Origin of the sequence: Spiroplasma endosymbiont of Glossina fuscipes fuscipes, from assembly GCF_049669535.1 — a bacterium.
Taxonomy (GTDB): domain Bacteria; phylum Bacillota_I; class Bacilli_A; order Mycoplasmatales; family Mycoplasmataceae; genus Spiroplasma.
Genome location: NZ_CP187162.1, coordinates 534,826 through 550,739, shown reverse-complemented (window position 1 = coordinate 550,739; position 15,914 = coordinate 534,826). Strand labels below are relative to the sequence as shown.

Annotated in this window: 13 protein-coding genes; all 13 read right to left on the bottom strand. The window is 23.4% G+C overall.

Features of this window, described 5'->3' with window-relative positions:
• Positions 1-5 precede the first annotated feature (5 nt).
• The 13 genes from ACOBWH_RS03185 to ACOBWH_RS03125 all read right to left on the bottom strand — a co-directional run bounded on the left by ACOBWH_RS03185 (position 6) and on the right by ACOBWH_RS03125 (position 15,902).
• Positions 6-473 (bottom strand): hypothetical protein, encoded by a 468-nt coding sequence (locus tag ACOBWH_RS03185; RefSeq protein WP_424527054.1) that lies wholly within the window; start codon positions 471-473, stop codon positions 6-8.
• A gap of 39 nt (positions 474-512) precedes the next feature.
• Positions 513-1,247: a DNA-methyltransferase gene (locus tag ACOBWH_RS03180; protein WP_424527052.1), complete on the bottom strand. Its 735-nt coding sequence runs from the start codon at positions 1,245-1,247 to the stop codon at positions 513-515.
• A gap of 94 nt (positions 1,248-1,341) precedes the next feature.
• Positions 1,342-4,005 carry an Mbov_0397 family ICE element conjugal transfer ATPase gene (locus ACOBWH_RS03175; RefSeq protein ID WP_424527050.1) on the bottom strand — a complete coding sequence of 888 codons (2,664 nt, stop codon included), beginning with the start codon at positions 4,003-4,005 and terminating at the stop codon, positions 1,342-1,344.
• A 188-nt stretch (positions 4,006-4,193) separates the two neighbouring features.
• A complete protein-coding gene (locus tag ACOBWH_RS03170; RefSeq protein ID WP_424527048.1) occupies positions 4,194-7,613 on the bottom strand; it encodes an Mbov_0399 family ICE element protein in 3,420 nt (1,139 codons plus the stop codon).
• A 444-nt stretch (positions 7,614-8,057) separates the two neighbouring features.
• Entirely contained in the window at positions 8,058-8,276 is a 219-nt protein-coding gene (locus ACOBWH_RS03165; protein ID WP_424527046.1) for a hypothetical protein, read from the bottom strand.
• Positions 8,277-8,498: 222 nt separating this feature from the next.
• A complete protein-coding gene (locus ACOBWH_RS03160; RefSeq protein WP_424527044.1) occupies positions 8,499-8,726 on the bottom strand; it encodes a hypothetical protein in 228 nt (75 codons plus the stop codon).
• 3 nt (positions 8,727-8,729) lie between these two features.
• Positions 8,730-9,710 carry a hypothetical protein gene (locus tag ACOBWH_RS03155; RefSeq protein ID WP_424527042.1) on the bottom strand — a complete coding sequence of 327 codons (981 nt, stop codon included), beginning with the start codon at positions 9,708-9,710 and terminating at the stop codon, positions 8,730-8,732.
• Between the two features lie 1,037 nt (positions 9,711-10,747).
• A complete protein-coding gene (locus ACOBWH_RS03150; protein WP_424527040.1) occupies positions 10,748-11,101 on the bottom strand; it encodes a S1 RNA-binding domain-containing protein in 354 nt (117 codons plus the stop codon).
• A 58-nt stretch (positions 11,102-11,159) separates the two neighbouring features.
• Positions 11,160-11,810, bottom strand: a complete 651-nt coding sequence (locus tag ACOBWH_RS03145) for a hypothetical protein (protein ID WP_424527038.1) — start codon at positions 11,808-11,810, stop codon at positions 11,160-11,162.
• A 59-nt stretch (positions 11,811-11,869) separates the two neighbouring features.
• Complete coding sequence (locus ACOBWH_RS03140) at positions 11,870-13,555, bottom strand: Mbov_0396 family ICE element transmembrane protein (RefSeq protein ID WP_424527036.1); 1,686 nt, start codon at positions 13,553-13,555, stop codon at positions 11,870-11,872.
• A gap of 31 nt (positions 13,556-13,586) precedes the next feature.
• Positions 13,587-13,877, bottom strand: coding sequence for an Mbov_0395 family pilin-like conjugal transfer protein (locus tag ACOBWH_RS03135; protein ID WP_424527034.1), 291 nt, complete (start codon positions 13,875-13,877; stop codon positions 13,587-13,589).
• A 323-nt stretch (positions 13,878-14,200) separates the two neighbouring features.
• Positions 14,201-15,457 carry a DNA cytosine methyltransferase gene (locus ACOBWH_RS03130; RefSeq protein ID WP_424527032.1) on the bottom strand — a complete coding sequence of 419 codons (1,257 nt, stop codon included), beginning with the start codon at positions 15,455-15,457 and terminating at the stop codon, positions 14,201-14,203.
• Positions 15,458-15,656: 199 nt separating this feature from the next.
• A complete protein-coding gene (locus ACOBWH_RS03125) occupies positions 15,657-15,902 on the bottom strand; it encodes a hypothetical protein (RefSeq protein ID WP_424527030.1) in 246 nt (81 codons plus the stop codon).
• Between the last annotated feature and the right edge of the window lie 12 nt (positions 15,903-15,914).

The window sequence follows — 15,914 nt, the reverse complement described above, 5'->3', positions numbered from 1 at the left end:
TTTCTCTATAAAATTATTTTTAATCTTTTTTTAATTTTTAATGTTATAAAATAAAAAATTGTTAAACATATTGTGTTTGTAATTAATATTCCGATAATTATTTGTTCTATACTTAAAACTCCAAGATTTAATCAAAAAAGAACAAAATCAATCGGAAGATAAATAATTATATTTGATAATAAAATAAAAATAATTTTAATACTATGATTTATTTTTATTCAATTAATTAGTTTAATTAAAACTGCTAATAAACCTGTCCCAATATTTCAACATAATGATCCCAAAGTAAAACCTCATAATGTTAAATCAGATAGAAAATGTCCCATAATTCCAATTAAGAAACACCAATATCAATTTAAAATAAAACCGCTTATAAAAATGGGGATTAAAAATAATGGAATTGATGTTCTTGGAATAATTTGGATTCGCATAGTTTGCGATAATACAACCATCATTGCAATTAAAAGTGCCACATAATTTATATTTTTAATTAATTGAAAATTATTCATTTTTTAAAAATTTAATTTAAGTTGTATTTTCTTTAATCGTTTTTGTATCATTGCAAAATAATTATTATTTATTTCACACCCTAGTCATCTTCGATTTAACTGTTCACAAGCATACGCAGTTGTACCACTTCCCATAAAAGGATCAAAAATTAAATCATTTTGTTTGCTATATTTTTGAATTAAATTGTAAAATATATTTAGTGGTTTTTCTGTTGGATGTTCTGTTATTTTATAAGCTGATCCTGTTGAATTTTTAAATATTGTTTTTTTATTTTCATAGTTATTTTGATAATTTGGAATTGAATGTTTTTTAGAGTAAATAATCATACAATATTCTTTATCTTGCAAAATAAAATTATTAGTTGGCATTGGGTTTGTTTTTTCTCATAAATAAAAATCAAAATTCATATTATTTTTATAAATTCAATCTAAATAATCTTTAATTTGTCATCTATTCATTCAAATTAACATAAATTTAGTTTTTGAAATTCGATAAAACTCATCTAAATAATTATTTATATCAAATGAATTATGTAAATTATTATCATAGATAGCATTAATATATTTATTTATACTTTTTGATATATTATTTTTATTTATTTGCTCGTTTTTTCTTTTTGGTAAATTATATAAATAGGGTGGATCAGTTAAAATTAAATCAACGCTATCATTTTCTAAACTTTTAATAAAAGTTAATGCGTCACCATTTATTAATTTTCCTAAATTCGTTTTAAACATTTTTTCCTCCTTTTTTATTTTTTGCTAAAAAAGCAAAAATTTAATAAAATTCTTCATAAAAATTAAAAAAAACAAGTAAATTTACTTGTTTTTTTTAATTATCTTTTTTTCCAAACCCTGCTTTTTCTTTTTTGTTTGCTTGAATTTCAATACGATATCTTTCAAATCCAGAAACAAAAAATAGCCCTTGTCCTTTTACGCTACGAGCAATATAATCTTGTTCTGCTGGTGTTAATCCGCCATAACTTTTATATAAATTAATAACTTTTTCTAGGTCATTAGATTTTAACCCCATAATAAACGAATATTGACTATTATTAATAATTGCTGTTGTTTTCTTTAAAATTGTTTCATTTTCTACAAAATCAGCGATGTTTTGTGTTGCCACAACCAAAGCACCATTATATTTCCGAATTCGCTTTGTCATTTGATACATAAAATTTAAGGCAACTGGATTATCTTTATCGATTGCTAAATGAGCCTCATCAACAATTATTACAATTTGATTATTATCTTTAAAACGATTTTCTTTTATTTCTTTTTTAATAATATTTAGCATTAAAATTAATTGTGCTGCGTTTGTTTTTTTGTCATCTAAATCAAACAAATTATAAACATCATAAACAATAAAGTTGTTATTAAATTTTATTGTTGTGTGACCATTTCAAAGTGCTTGATATTTTCCATCATTTAAAAAATCAGTTGCTATTAAATCCATAAATTCTTTTAAAAGTTGATTTTTATTGTTTTTATATTCTTTTTCTAATAAATAATAAAAATCATTCATAATTGGAAAATTATTATTATTAATTTTATTAATGTCATTATTATTTGTAATTTTAAATTGATGATATAATAATTTCAAATATTTTGTTAATAAATTAATTTCTCGCCCGTTAAAATCAGGATAAAGCGTTTTGAATCATTGTTCTAAAAATCGTAAATGATTTGATAGGGGCGATGAATTGATATTTTCTAATTCATCAATAAAGTTATTATCTAAAATTTGTAGGGGGTTTATTTTTCCTATCGAAGCATCTCCTGCATCAATTCAATTTCCATTATAATATTTGCATAATTCTTGGTATTCTCTTTCGGGGTCAATAACAATCACTTTTCGCCCCATCTGAATATGATAATTTATTATTTTTTTTAACAAATATGTTTTTCCCATTCCTGATGAACCAAGAATAAACATATTATGGTTTGTTCTTTTACTGGTAATTTTAAATTGATCTCACAATACAACATTTCCCATATTATTTGTTCCTAATCACATTCCTTGTTTATCATATAAGCCACTATCAATAAATGGAAATGATGCTGCTAAGGTATTTGTTGGCATTTCTCGGCCATATTTTTTTATTATGACCTTATTGTTATAGGATATAAAACCTTTTAAACCATTAAATTGTTGATATCACAATGGATTAAGTTTAATATCCATTTCTTTTAATGCTTTTGTTAATCATGTTTGTGCTTGTAGTAATGTTTTTTTATTTGTTCCATAATTTAAAAATAAAATATTAACATTTTTTAATAATTCCCCACCACCATTAACCTCATCAATTAAATGGTAGTATGTTTCTAATTCATAGTTATTTTCATTTGTATTAACATATGATTTTGTCATTACTTGTCTTGTTTGGGTTGTTTGAATGGCACTGTTGATTGCTTTTTTTGTTTCATCATAATTTAAAGGATTTATATTTCAAATAATAGTTTGCTCATTTGAAAATAAACATGCTCCTCATAAATCGTTAATAAATAAAGGATAGTCCTGAATGGTATTAATTGAATAATATAAATCATTTGCTATAAAATAATTTTGTTTAATATTTAGATATTTAAATTGCAATAATTTTGCTAAATTATCTTTATTTTTATTAAAATCTGTTTTATTTAATGGTTTTTCATACGGATTTCACATTAATTTTAAGATTTTTGTTATTTCGTAATTAGATAAAGTATTACAATTAATTTTTCCTTTATATAATTTATCTTCTAAAAATAATATTTTTTCATTTAAATCTTTTTGATTATTTCCATATACAAAAATAAAAAAACATTTTTCAGTTTTAATTTCATCGTTTATTTTAATTAATTCTTTTTTTAAAAAAGCAATATTATTTTTAATTTGTTTTGTAATTTTTACAAATTGATTAAAACTAATTTCATTGTTTTTATAACGAATTTGTGTTTTATTAATTTGTTTTTGTAAATATTTAATGTTGTCATCAAAATTTAATGGTAATTCTAACTTTAAAAAAGTTATTGGAAAATTAGCAAATTTAAAAACATCTTGCAAATCTCGTAATCTTAATATTTGTTCTTTGCTACTTAATAAAGTGATATCGAATCCCTTTATTTTAATTGCTCCAATTAAAGTCTTTTTTAAAGTACCCTTTAAAATTCCGTGTGTTGCAATATAATTATCATCAATAACTTTATTATATGGCACCAGTAAACTGGTTTTGTTTTTACTATATTTCTTATAACTAAATAGGAAATTTATTTTATAATACAAGTATTGTCATCCTTTTAAATTAGTCTTTTTATTTGTAATAATTAGTGGTAAGCTAATTAAAATCATGATTGATGATGATAATAATTTTATTCATAGTTTTCATTGAAAACCAAATATAAACATAATTGTTAATCCAATTCAAACAGCAATTATCAAAACATCTGTTATTGTTATATTCCGTCAAAATCGATATTTGGCGTCTTTTAGTTTTTTTGGTATTACATTTTTCATATTTTGCACCTCTTTCTTTAAAATAAAAAACGGCATTTTAAATGCCATTTTAAAAACTATTTTCATATTTAAAATAATTATTTATAAGGGATAATATAATAAAATTAAATAATATAACTTTCATTGATAATTTGCCCCTTAAAATGCGTAATAAGGGTATTTAAATAAAGAAAAAATAAAACAATATTTTATTTGTTTTTTTCCTTCATTATCGATTTTATTTTTTTCAACTTTTTGCCCCCAATTTTTTTATTTAATTGATTTTTAATGATAATTCAAATTATAAATCCACCAACTATCCCACAACTAATCAAAGTCATAAAAAATAAATTAACTGGTTTTTTAAAAAACTTTTTTCAACCACTTTCATTATTTTTATTAGGATCGGGTAGTTTGTTTGGTTTTTCTGGTTTATTTGGATTATTATTCTTTTCATTCCCATTATTTTCGTTATTTCCATTTGGTTTATTAGGAGTGTTCGGTATTATTCCCTCTGTTGGGGGAATTTCATTTGGTTTGTTGGGGGCATTTTCTGTTATTGGGTTGTTTATTAATTTATATGAAACATTCCCAACTGCTTTTAAACTATTATCCAAAGCATAAATAGTAATTTTTAGCTCACTATATTTAGTTTCTTGAATTTTTTTCATAAATTCCTGTAATTCATTATCATTAATATTAATCTTTTGCCCATTTAATCCTTGTAATGATATTTGATAATCAATATCTTGTTTCAAGATTTCATCTAATTTATTAATTTTAAAACCTTGCTTAATATATTTCATAATATAATTATTAAAAATATCATCTTTTGTTTTATCTTTAAAATTATATTCTTGATTTTGATATTTAATTTTACTTAAATCAATCACTTTATTTTCATCATAATTTAAGTTATTAATAACTTTAAATTGGTTTGTTTCACCAAATAACAACATTGATGTATTTAGTGCTTTGATTTTTAGCATTATTTCTTTTGTTTGTTCTTGTTGATTAGTTATTAATTGGTTTAAATCATCATCAGTTAATTTTTGTCATTCGCTATTTTTATATATTTGAATAATATAATCTTTGTTTATTATTGCTAATAAACTAAGTTTATTTATTTCTTTTCAAACAAAGTTTTCAATTTTATTTCTAATAGTTTTCATATCTTTGGCATTCATTTTCAAAGCACTAATATTTAAATCATTTAATGACTTAAAATTATTGATGCTTTCATTAACCGCTAAATGATTACGAATATCTGAAACATAATCTCGTCAATATGATAAAACTGCTTCATAAGTTAATTTTGATAAATCATTATCTGAATTTCACTTTTTATAGTTAATCATATAATTTTTTAAATGTTTTCCTTGTGTTGTATTTCAAAAATCACTAGCATTTTGGTTATTAACTGAATTTAAAAAATATCCATAATTTGAACTTTTATTTTTATCAACATAAATAAATTTGTGTTGATAAAATAGTGTTTGTGTATTTCCGTTTAAATCATTAAAGCGTTTTTGTTGAATAATAAAATGAAATCACCCAGCACTAGTATTAACATCTCCCGTTTTGTTTTTTTCTAATTCGTAACCATTTTCAAATTTAGTCTCTAAATTTTCATTTGATAAATAACGAATAACTTTTTCAATGTTGTCATTATTGTAAAAGTTTTCAAATCCTGCTCCAACTGCACTGGCTTCTGCTAAATAACCAATATCATAATCATTAATACTACTACTTTTTATTAAATTTCCATCTCTATCAAGTGGATCTAACGGAAATGGGGTGTTAGATTGATGGCGAACCCATATTAATTGTTTTTTTGTTCCTGTTTCTTTATTTATTTCTTGATCATAATTGGGGTTTTTAATTGTTTTATTTTCATTACTTGGGTCTTTGATAAATTCACTTGTTAATTTTTCATAATCAATATTTTTTGGCCCTCACCCCATTAATTTTAATTGTAATGATGGAGTAATTGTTTCAATTAAAATTGTTAACTTAAAATTACCACCAACATCTCCCTCAATTTTAGGGTTTGGTCGGTGGATAATTTCAATTTCATATTTATTAACTTTTTCTTTATCATCAAAAGTATATGTGTATAAACCATTAACAGCGTTTAAATTAACCCCATTTATTTTAACAATATCATAATCAGGATCATTGTTATTTTCCTTTGGTTCGATGTATTGAAAAAATGTTGTTGTATGATATTTTATTATTCCTTTATTGTATTTATTTTCTTTTCCTTCACCGTTATTAATAACTTCTTCAATATCATTAATCATTGCAACACCATTTTCATCACTAATTTTTCCTGGTGTTATTAAAATTCGTTCTTGTAATTTACTTTTTCAATATTTTGCACTTAATGAAAAATTGAGTTTTGTTTTAAAAACTCAATTTTCTCATTGTTCTGTTAAATAATTAAAAATATTAAAACTTGTTTTAAGATAATAATTATTATTTTCTGTTATTAAGGCATAATTAGGATTGATAAGTTTTTTTCATTCCATTATGTTTCCTTTTTTTCCTAAAACACTAAATATTTTATTATCTAAGATAGTTTTAATTGCATTTCAATTACTTTCATCTAAAATATTGGTTGATGTATCGCTTTGATAAATAATTGTTTGGTTTAACTCGTTTTCGATTCTATTTTTAGCATTAAAAATATTATAATCACTATCAAAATTTAGTGGTGTTTTAAATTCTCACATTTCATAATTACTACTTTGATTATTATGGATGTTAATTATTGTTTTTATAAAATAACCATTATTGCTTTTTTCTAACTGATAATTTGGGTTTAAAAAGTCAATTCATCCTTGGGTATCATTATTATCATTTAGTGCTTTTTTGATTTTGTTATCCATTTGTGCCTTAATTTGGTTTCAATTATAAAAACTTTGTGGATTATTATTAATATTAGAATAATAATTAATTTCTTTATTTAATTCTCTTGTTAAATTACTTTTCATATCATTAAAACTAAAACTTGTATTAAAAATTAGTTTATTAACTTTTAATCATGTTTTAGCTCATGTATTACTTGAATTTCATCCGTTTTTCGCTCGTGCATAAATTAGAAAATCAACTTTAATTTGATTATTTTCTAATTGATATCTTACATCTGTTCAACCTCACTCTTCATTTTGAGTATAACCTTGATAGTGATAAAAAAGCCGCGATGTTTTTGCCGTGCTACTTATTTGATTTAGATTGATATAGTGATAAGAATTATAATCAACTTTTGCTGCTTTGTTATGATCAACATAACCCTCAAAATCTATTTTAATCTGTTTGTATTTATTTTTAAAATCATTTCAACTACTAGCATAATCTAGTATATTAAAATAATAATATGATGACTCTACTTTTTCTGTATAATCACCACCCCAAGTTCCACCCGTTTCAACATCAATATCATCATTTCAATTAATATTTTTTGTAAAACTTGGTGCTGTTGGATTAAAACTTTTCTTTGCATTTTTACTGATAACTTGTTCTTGTTTTAGAAACAAAAAATTATCATTGATGGATGATTTGACAATAAGTGGTTCACTTACACCAATCAACGATGTTAATAAACATGATAATATAATCTTTTTCACAGGATATAACCTCCTTTCTATTTAAAAAAACAATTTTTATTGAAATATTAAAATATAATATATAATGAAAAGAAATTGTAAAAAAATATGAAATATTAATACGAAACCATAAAAGAAGTATCACAATATATATTTTTTTACACTTGTTCTTATTTTCTTTTCAGTAAATAAAATAAATGTAATAAAACTTATAATCCAAAAAATGTGAAATGAAACTAATAAATAGATAGATAACATTATATAACCTCCTTTCTGTTTTAAAAATATTTTATAAATTGCTTTTAAATATTTTTTATATTAAAATACAAAAAAAGGAAGTTTAATAATGGTAATTATAAATACTTTTTTATGGACGATATTTTTATTATTTTTATATAAATTAGTTCTTTCTTTTTTATCTATTGTAATTAAAAAAGAAAATAAATTAAAAAAGTGAATGAATAACTATCAAATAACATACATTAAAAATGTTTTTCTAACTTTTTTAATGTATTTAACTTTATTTATTTTTTCATTAATACTAAAAGCAACAACAGATAAAGAGGGGGTTGGTTTAAATTTATTATTATATTCAAAAATATCGCCCATTATTCAAATTCCAATTTTTTCATTTTCATTTACTTTAATAAAAATTATTTGATTTTTAAATAAAAATAATTCCAAAGCAAAGAAATTTATTTTATAAAATTTCTTATTTTATATAAAATATAATCTATGAAATAAAAAAGTATTAAATGAATTGGCATAATAACAAATCAAATTAATCATTCACTCGTATTGTAATTTTTAATTAAATATATTGAATTTGTTAAGAAAAAATATATCCCAGTTAAATAATTGCCAATTCGAAAAACAAATATTAAAAATATGAATATTTTTTTCATTTTATTTCAAAGTTGGATATATTAATCCAAACCATAATCCAATTACAAACAAAAATAACACAAAACAACTTATACTAACATATAATATTATTCGACAAGTTTTTTTGTATTTCGTTAACTCAATTTGTTTTTTCATTTTTTGCAATTTAATACCAAGAAACTTTCATAAAGAACCAAACAATCCAATTACGGCAATTGTTCCTATCATTCCGATTATTGTGTTTAACATTATTTACACTTCCTTTCATTTTTTATCTCTTATTTGTGGTAAATAACTTGTAAAGTATTCGTTTCAAAATGCTCATATTTTTGTTTGCATACTTTGTTTTGTTAATAACCAATATGCAAATCCCTCTGCCAATAACTCGTCATCATCACTCAATCCATAATTACTGTTAGCAAATATCTTTAACACTTTTTCTTTGTCTAATTCTGCGAATTTATTTAAGTTATTAATTTTCTGTCCTAAAAATTGCTTTAAATAAAAAATATGATTGATTTTAAATGTTTCTCAATCATAAAAATAAAAGATATGCCCTAATTCATGGATTAAAATATGAAGAAAGTTATTGGTTGTAAATTGTCCTTTGTGTCATTCACTATTTATTATTTTTTCAAACGCACAAGATAAAACCTTTTTGTTTAGTAAAATAGTTTGGTGATTATTTGTTTGTCCTAAGACATTATTATCACCATCAATCACATTTTTAATTTCTATTTTTTTTAAAATTTCATTAATATTTGTTTTATTTCAAATAATAGCAACAAAATTATAAAATAATAAAATAAGTTGTTTTAAATTATCTTGGTATTTTTGACAAATATTATCAAGTAAATTTTGTCAGTAATTTTGTTGTTCTATTTTTAAATAATTTTGTAATTGTTGATAAGTACTAAATTCTGTTTTAAATTTAATTGTTAAATTATTATCTGCTTTGCTTAAAAAAGCATCTGTTAAATTTTTGATTATATCTTTTTTATATTGATTAAAGAAAGTTCCTTTATAACCTCGCTGTTGCATTAAAACAGGGTGGGGCAAGTATATTTTTTCTAAATCAATATTTGTTTTTGAATCAATTTTTAATTTATTATCGGAATTAGGTGGTTGTAAATGTGGGGATTTGTTATTAGCAATATTTCTACAACTAATTAATGTCATTGTGTTTGCACAAAACAAAGAAAATATTACCAACAAACTAAGTATTTTTTTCATCCATTTTTGTATTCCTTTCTATTTTGGCAAAATAAAAAAACAGTAATTTTACTTTAATTTCTGTTTATTTTTAATGTATATTTAATTTTTATTAAGGTAATAATTTTTTATTATTTTTTATCTTTAATTTTTTAATAAAAATATAAATAGAAAATAATGTAATTGTTAATAATATAGCAATTATAATAAAACAAATTCAATTTGTTTTTCTTTTTAAATATTTTTTTTCTTCTAATGATAAGATATCTGTTCCTCAATAACTTATTATTTGTGTTTTAGTTTTTTTAAAGTGAATAAAACAAAAACAATGCAAAACAAAAAATAATAATATTAATGAACTAGTTATTATTATTTCTGTTTGCAAATTTTTTATTGTTCCTATTTTTCAAAAACCTAAATAAAAAATATTTTTATTATTAATATACTGATATTGTAATCATATTAATATAGACAATGTAATTACACCAACTATATAAGAAAAACTGCAAAATCAATTAGCAATAATTTTATATACAATACTTTTCTTATATACACTATATATAAATTCTGGAATAGTATTTTCATCATTTTTTAATCATAATTTATATTTTTTTGCTTGTTTTTTTATCATTGTTAAATTAAAACAACCATATATAAATACAATAAAAAAGATTATTAATAAAAAAATTAATAAAAATGGATAGGGAATTAATTCTATTTCAAGGGATTTAACAATCTTATTAAAGATAAAATTAATATTTGTATTTAATTTAAAAATTTTATTTTTATAATCAATATTATAATATAAAAATAATATGAAAGATAAAAACAAGAATAAAAATAAAGAAAGTAATACTTGAAAAAACGAAATTACTTTAATAAAAATAATTTTATTTTTAATAAATCTAGGAATTGTTTTTTTATTTTCAAAATAATTCATTATTAATTTAACTCCTTTACTTTTTATATTTTTTCTTATTTTCTTGTTGTTTAATTCCACCAGGACAACAAATTTCTAACATATTTTTCTCCCTTTACATTTAATTATTTTTACTATTTTATTCGTTTTCAGTTGTTTTACTAATATTTTCAATATTGTCTGTTTTATTTTGTTTTTTATTTAAACTTTTAAAAGCTGCTTTTATTTCTTGAATTTCTTTATCATCATTTTTTAATAGTTCAGGGTGACACTTTTTATAACTTAATTTAAGATGTTTCCTAACTGAATCAAAATCAAGTACCTCAACTTCAATTTCATCACCAACATCAAAAAAATCTTTAATATCTTTAACAAAATAATCTGAAACTTCACTAATATGGATTAAACCATCAGCTCTTTCTGCTCTACAAAAAGCACCATACGGAGTAATATTTGTTATTTTAACATTAATTTTTTTTCCTTTTTCATACATAAATAAAATATATCTCCTTTTCTAAATTAAATTTTGATAAGTTAATATTTGATACATTTTATCTTTGTTTATTTGCTTCTTTTAATTTTAGTTCCATTTCTAAAATTTCTTTTTTTAAGCGTAAATTTTCATTTTCAAGTGATAAGTCAGGTTGTTTTTCCATTTCTTTTGCTTTCAGAGATTCTAATTCACTTTTTAACTTAGCAATTTCTGCTTTTTGTTCAGGAATATTTTTTTCATAAGCTTTAAGCAAATATTTTGCATCTCTAGTAAGTTTTTCTCTTGATTTAATTTGTTTTAATTTACTTTCATCTTCTTCCAATTCTTTTTCGCGAATTTGAATGCGATATTCGAGAAATGGAATTGCACCTTTTTTATATTTGTCGTATCATTCTCAAACTTGATCTCAGTCTTTTTGATTTATGTTTTCTCTTTTTTGATGTAAATTTCCAATACCATCAACTGGTTTTAATCATGGATATTTAGTAGTTGTTGGAACACTACGACCAAATTTTTCTAATACTCACATGACATTATTTTTGTCATCATCATTTAATCTATCAATACTTAGAGCAACATTGATTGATGTTCCTCCCCCGAGTGCATCAATAATTGCAGCATGAATTTCTCTCAAATGTTCTTTATTTTGCATTTTGGCAACACGTTCTCAGTTGACTTCGCCGCCTAATAATCGTCATAATCCCATCATTTATCACTCCTTTTATTTACATTATACCAAATTTATAATTTTTGCCAGGTGTTTTTTATTTATGACTTTTTCTTTTCTGCTTTTTTGGCAGCTTTTTCATCTCATTTTTTCTGTCGAGTATTTTGGGCTTTACTATGTTTATCAATAGTATCATTAATATTTATTTGTTTCTCATTTATTTTTCGTAATGAATTTCTTAAACTTAAATATTTTTTATTTTTAATTCTTTCTTTTATTGTTGTTCCGTTGGTAATTAATTTATTCAGCATATTCATTTTTGCTTTTTCTGTTGTTGTTTTTATTTTGTTTACTTTTCCTAGTTTTTTATTTAAAAATCCTTCTCTTAATCTACTAGAATCTATTGTATTTCTTTTGTTTTCTTGATTTCCTTTGCTAGCCAATTGTGGGTTAAATCTTTTTCCAATTACCTTAAATGGTGTTGCAATCCCAGTTCCAATTTGGCGGAAAAATCCTTTTGCTCCACCTCCGCGAGCTGCACCAACTAGTTTACTTGTGGCAAGTGTTGTGACCCCAAGTCCAAAGCCCGCTAAACCAACAATCCCAGCTCTTGAACTCATTCCCTCAGTCGCGTGTCAGAAATGACGAAAGTCTAGTGGTTTTTCTTGGCGAGATTGATTGTTTGATGTTTCATTATCACCTCAATCACCAGCACCGCCAGAACCCATCGCGTTCATTGTTTTTTCGCTCATGCTAGAACCACCCATTGCCATTGCTCGTTTGGCTCTTTTGCTTTTGGCAAATCCAAATGCTTTTCCTGCCATTTTAGCAGCTCCCATTGCCATCATTCCACCAGCAACAGTTGATTTCATTGAACTCATTCCCTCACGAACACTAGCTGCTTCACCAATTAAGTTGGCAACAACATCCGAAAACGCCATTACTGCCAAGCCACCACCGCACATAAACAGAATAACAAACAATGATTTTCCAATTCCCTCAATACCTAATCCTGCTAAATTAGTGCTTAAAATTGTTTGGATTGTTGTCATAAAAATAAAATATCCTGTTAAAGTAGCTGTTGATGCTAGAAATTTTGCAATTACCATATCTTTTCAAATAAATGCTCCTTTACCATTGTCAATTGTCATAATAACCATTACTCATGGCGAAATAATAAATAAGAAAAACAATTCGATTATTTTTTGTACCAAAGCAATTCCAATCATAAACATTGCAAATAGCATAAATCACACTCCAAAAACTTCGGCAATCATATTAAAATCACGGATATTGTCAGGATAAGAATAATTGCTTGATATATTATCACCACTACCATCTCAATTCGCGTTTCCAATATTGTATAGATAGTTTGCAATATTTCCATTTTCACCGCCAAATCCCGATGTAATCATTTTGGCAATATTGGCAATTGCAAAATTAGCCAAAAAGAAAAAGATTGGAATTAAAAAGATAAAAACAAACGCTTTACTACCATTTTGTAAAGCAACAATAAATTTTGTTTTTGTTTCGGTAGCATCTTGAAACAAAATTTTAATCATAGTAATTGTAAATATTAAAGAAAATAAACACAAAGCCGTAATGACAAAATATCAAAATGCCATTGGGATATTTTGAAAACTAAATTCTTGTTTTGATCCAAACATTAAATCACCAACCACACCACCTGTTAAATAATTTAAAACGGTATTGAATGATGCGATTAATTGCAATGGCCCTTGTACAAAAATTGATCATATTAGTTTATACAGTGCATTAAGTATCATAATTTTTCACTTCCTTTCATTTTTTTATCAACTATGTTCCAATACTAGGATTATATGTTTTGATAACTTGTAAAATAACATTCATAACAGCAATCATAACCAATATTATAATAATTGCTATAATCGGCCATTTTAAAGCACTTAAATCATTTCCTCTCGCTTCGGGATTATCAGCATTTCGCATTATTGAAATTAAAATAATAATTAATTTTCAAATTGCAAAAACAACCGCTAAACCCATAAATACCCCCAAAACAACATTACTTCATAATATAACAACATCCATTATTTCACTAAAATCTGCTGTGTTGCTTGATTTCATATTTTCGTCCTCCTTTGTTATTTTAAAAATTTACTTTTACTGAATTTTTTTCTTTTTTGATTATAAATATTTTTCTTTTTTTGATAATATTGCTGTTGATTATTAAAGTAATTTTTAATATTGTTTTTCTTAGTCATTTTTTTCTTTCCTTTCGAAAGGTAAGTAAAATAAATGCAATAATAAATCACCAATCATAAAATCACAATCAATTCCAAGGGCAATTAAAAATAAAATAGGGGAAATTAATAGCAACAAAATTCCAATAATAATTGTTAAAGGATATAAAAGTCATTTTCACCAAACTTTTCTCTTATTTTTCATCTTTAATTTTTCCTTTCTATTTGAAATATTGCTATAAATATTTTTTCTAACACATCAACAACAATGCTATTACCAGCTTGTTTATAAAGTTGGGTTTCTGAAACAACTTTGCTTGCTTTATCAAAGTCTTTATTACTAAATCCCATTAATAATCAACATTCTCGTGGAGTTAATACTCGTAAAAAGTATTCTTTTTCATCAATTAAAAAAGATAGTATTTTACTACTATCTTGTTGTTGTCTTTTATTATCAATCATAATTTTATTGACATTACTTGCTGCAATTGTTCCCATATAATTATTTTCTGTTTTTCAAAACCGATTATATGATCCATTAATTAGCAAACCATCTTTTGCTCGTGGTAAAACAATAAAATTACCATAATCCTTAATTGGCAATGCAATTTGTGGTGGTCTCCCGTGTCCTGTTGTAATGGTTGGAATAAGATTATTTTTTGTTATATCATTAAAAATATTAACTTGATTATAATTTCTCAGATTAATCATTAATTTTCCATCATTAAGTTTTTTTATATCATTGGGAATTGCAATAATTCCTGCGTTTCCTCATCGCATTTGTTTTGTTGTAATTGTATAAAAACATTGTTGAATGATTTTAAGTTTATTGTTTTCAATTGCTTTTTTCATTGATTCTTGTCTAATAAAATATTTTTCATTTACATTGTTTTCTAAAATATCTTTTACTAAAAATTTTAAATTACAAGGTTGGGGATATTGAAATTTAAAGTCTTGCTTTAATGTTGAAATCATAAATAATCGTTTTCTATTTTGGGGAATTCCATAATCTTTGGCATTCATTGTAAAATATTGGTTATGATATCCTAATTTATTAATTTGATTTTGTAAATTTTGAAATCCAACAAAAAACTTTTTACTTAATAAATTTGGTACATTTTCCATTAAAAGATATTGCGGTTTTATTGCCATTGTGCTTATTAAATCAACAACTTTGTAAGCCAAACCACTTCGTTTGCCATTTAATCCTTGGCCATTATTATTGGCATTTGATATGTCTTGGCATGGAAATGATCAAGTTATTAAATCAGCATACGGTAAAGTTTCTAATTTAGTAATATCACTTAAATTAGGGGTTTCATAATCATTAAAAATCGCTCGATATGATTTTTCAGCGTATTTATCGTTATCACAAAATGCAATTACTTTGTGGTTAATTCCAATCTTTTCTAATGCTTTTCTTTGACTCCCAATCCCAGCAAATAATTCAATTACTTTAAGCATAATAAACAATCATTCTTCTAATTTTTCTTTTATCTAAAACGATTCATGGATTGGGATACCTATAAGAACAAAAAAATAAAATATTAATATTGTTTTCATTATAAATATTATGAATATATTTACAAAATGGGCAATTAATCATTTCTGCACCTCTTTCTAAAAAACAAGATATTAATTATCTTGTTTTGTGTTATTTTAATTATTTATGTTGTTTTTCTTTTTTATTTTCAATTAGTTCTCAGATTGAACAACTAATATTTCATATAAGTGTTAAACTAAAAATAATATCAAAAATACAAAACATAACATATGCAACAAAACCCAAACCATCATTTATTCATTCTCTACACAAAATTAAAAATGTAGTTGTTAAAACACACATTATAATTGATAAGCAATTAAAAAATAATCTTAATTTATTAATTTCTTTAAAAAGTTTTTTCACATTAAATCATTC